At 58.5% G+C, this 2,703-nt stretch carries 3 protein-coding genes; all 3 read left to right on the forward strand.

What is annotated here, in order from left to right; all coding sequences use genetic code 11:
* The first annotated feature begins 151 nt into the window (after positions 1 to 151).
* Complete coding sequence (locus tag BF12_RS20595; RefSeq protein WP_024953144.1) at positions 152 to 487, forward strand: hypothetical protein; 336 nt, start codon at positions 152 to 154, stop codon at positions 485 to 487.
* Positions 480 to 1,994 carry a sodium:solute symporter family protein gene (locus tag BF12_RS0116060; protein ID WP_024953145.1) on the forward strand — a complete coding sequence of 505 codons (1,515 nt, stop codon included), beginning with the start codon at positions 480 to 482 and terminating at the stop codon, positions 1,992 to 1,994. Before BF12_RS20595 ends, BF12_RS0116060 begins: the two co-directional genes overlap by 8 nt.
* A 216-nt stretch (positions 1,995 to 2,210) precedes the next feature.
* On the forward strand, positions 2,211 to 2,633 hold the full coding sequence (locus tag BF12_RS21320; RefSeq protein ID WP_024953146.1) for an RcnB family protein: 423 nt from the start codon (positions 2,211 to 2,213) through the stop codon (positions 2,631 to 2,633).
* Positions 2,634 to 2,703 lie beyond the last annotated feature (70 nt).

Below are 2,703 nucleotides of genomic sequence, written 5' to 3' on the forward strand. Positions count from 1 at the left end.
CATCTCCCATCTCCCATCTCTGAAGCACATTTCCCTATCAGCTTGTGTCGCCATCTCGATCTCGTGTCACGTGACTCCCCAGCCGCGCTTCAAGCGGCTACACTGCGCGCCGAGATTTTTCATTCACTCCCTGTTCATATCGGAGCTTGTCTTGGCAACGCCTGACACCTCGTCGTCTTCATCTATTTCCTCCACGCCGGATGCCGGCGAGGTTGCCTCCGCGTCACGCCTGCCATGCGTCGTCGTGCCTGCCAGCTGGCGGGGCTGGAGCCTGTTGGTGATCTTCCTGCTGCTGGTCGTGATGGGTATCTGGCCGGTGATCGGCTGGGTCAATCAGCAGAGCTCGCTGTGGGGCATGCCGTCGTTGATCATCTGGAGTTACCTGATCATCTTCGCCTGCAGCGGGGCCATGCTGCTGGGCAATCGTCTGTTGCCGGATGAGGAGGATGGCGCGCCGCGCGAGGATGAGAGGGCGTCACATGAGTGAGTCACTGGCCCTCACGTCCTGGCAGGGTAGCGTGCCGCTGATGATGACCCTGGGCTATATCGCGCTGGCGATGCTGATCGGGCTGGGGGCACGCGGTGGCCGACGCATGGATTCACTGGAGCAGTGGGGCGTGGCCGGCCGCTCGATGGGGCCGGTGACGCTCTATCTATTGATCGCAGCGGGCAGCGTGAGTGCCTACACCTTCATGGGTGCGCCGGGCTGGGCTTATAGCAAAGGTGTCCCCGTCTTCTATGTCGCGATTTATCTGGCCTATCTGGCGTTGGTGGCGTGGTACTTTGGCCCCAAGGTGTGGAAGTTCGGCGAGCAATTCGGCCATGTCACCCAGGCCAGCGCGATTGCGGATCGTTATCAGAGCCCCGCACTCGGCGCGCTATCGGCGCTGGTGATGTCGATCGCCTCCATCGCCTATGCAGTGCTGCAGACCATCGGCTCCGCTTACATCTTGTTGGTGATGAGCGGCGGAAGAATCCCGTTATGGGCCGGCGTGTTGCTGGTGCTGAGTGCGATTGCCATCTATCTGTTCGTCAGTGGTCAGCGTGCGATAGGGCGCACCAATGTGTTTCAGGGCGTACTGATGCTGGTAGTGGCGTGGGTGATCGGGGTGTGGGCCGCGCATCTGGCGACTGGAGAGTGGGGCTTTGCTGGCGTCTTCACGCGTGTCGCGGACAATAATCCTGAGTTTCTACGCCTGCCGGGGGCGGGTGGTGACATGAGTTTCAGCTTCTGGACGACCTCGATCATCGTCTCGATGCTGTCCTTCATGCCTCCCGTCTGGACACAGTGGATGAGTGCGTCATCAGCACGCACCATCCGTCGCAGCGCCAGCTGGTTACCGACCTACTACGTGGTGATCCTGCCGCTGGTGGTGGTGGGCTTCATCGGTATCTTCAGCCTGCCGGAGCTTGAGCGTGCCGATACGGTGGTGCTGGAGTACGCGATGGCCAACATGCCGGTCTGGTTGGTGGGGCTGCTGGGAGCGGGGACGCTGGCCGCCTCGATGTCCTCCAGCGAGCCCTTCATCCATTCGGTTGCCTTGAGCCTGAGTCGTGATGTGCTGCAGCCCGGCCTGGGCTTGAGTGACGGCCGTGCCGGCAAGCTGGCGCGCTGGATGATCTTCCCGGTCATGTTCCTGGTCATCGCACCACTGGCCATCCTGGAGCCGGGTAACCTGGTGATGATTCTGTTGATCGGGTTAGGCTTTGCCTCGCAGGTACTACCGGCCTTCATCGGCATGTTCTTTTGGCCACGCGCTTCGGCTATCGGGGTGTTCAGCGGCATCTGCGCAGGTTTCGTGGTCACGGTGATGTTTACCACTATCTGGCCGCATCCGCTGGGGATTCACGCGGGCTTCTGGGGTCTGATGCTCAATCTGCCGGTATTCGTGAGCGTGTCATTGTTGACGAAGGCGGTGGAGAGGAGTGTCACACGGCGCTTCTTCATGATTGCTGCACCGTGGATGTTCACGAATACGAGTGCTCGTGACTGATCCTCTTTCGCACTGTTCATTTTTACTTCATTGCCATGCTTCTTGTTCTCTAGCTAATGAAGTCGTCACATGGCGACAACGTCAGCCAAAATGAGGAGATAATCGTCGAAACAGCGTAGACGTTTGTATTGACCAGCACCTGACGTTATGATTTTAGAACAATGTTTCCTAGCGGGGCGCGCATCGCCCGGTCCATTGCCATTGAGGAGATTCATCATGCGCAAAGGCACACTCATGACACTGGTGCTGGTATCCACTCTCCTGGGGTCTTCGCTGACACTGGCGGCCCCCAATGATGAGCGCTATCAGCAGAAGTCTCATCAGAAGGACCAGAAGAAATCTCAGCAGAAGCACCAGCAGGAAAAAGGCCATCAAGCTCAAAAAGGCCACGTTCAACAGAAGCGACAGGCCAACAACGGCCATCAGAACAAGGCCAAAGCACATCCGTCACATCACTGGAAACGTGGCGACAAGGTGCCGAGTGGTTATTACAACGATAAACGTTATTGGGTCAGCGACTGGGAAGCGCGTCATCTGTCCCGCCCGCCACAAGGACATCGTTGGTTGCAGGTGGACGGTCGCTACGTGTTGGCCGCTGTTGCAGGTGGTGTGATCACGGCGATCATTCTGAACCAGTAAGGGGATGTGTATCCTGCCTCTCTGCGCCTCGCTATCAATGAAAAACGCCACCCGAAGGTGGCGTTTTTTT

The sequence above is a fragment of the Cobetia crustatorum genome, assembly GCF_000591415.1.
Lineage (GTDB): Bacteria > Pseudomonadota > Gammaproteobacteria > Pseudomonadales > Halomonadaceae > Cobetia > Cobetia crustatorum.